This is a genomic window from Natrialba sp. PRR66, assembly GCF_034808065.1.
Lineage (GTDB): Archaea > Halobacteriota > Halobacteria > Halobacteriales > Natrialbaceae > Natrialba > Natrialba aegyptia.
In genome coordinates this window covers 1-250 of sequence record NZ_JAXHGN010000208.1, presented here as the reverse complement: position 1 = coordinate 250, position 250 = coordinate 1, and the positions used below count along the sequence as shown (strand labels likewise).

Genomic DNA, 250 nt, shown 5'->3' with positions numbered 1-250 from the left:
CCGTCGTCCTCGTAGACGAGCGCGGCCTCGTGGCCGTGGTCGACCGCCCGCTCCGCGATCGCGAGCGCCGGCCCGATACCCGGTCCGCCAGCGACCGCGAGCACGTCCCCCTCGTCGTCGTAGCACGTCTCACCGAGCGGCCCCTTCAACGCGAGCGCATCGCCCGCAGCCAGGTCCGCGAGCCACGGCGTCACGTCGCCCTCGGGGTCTATCTCGACCGTCATCTCGAACGTCCCCTCGGTGTCCGGCG

Annotated in this window: 1 protein-coding gene; it reads right to left on the bottom strand. The window is 73.2% G+C overall.

The features are described from left to right. A partial coding sequence (locus tag SM755_RS24005; RefSeq protein WP_323174883.1) for an FAD-binding oxidoreductase occupies nt 1-250 on the bottom strand: 250 nt, incomplete at both ends.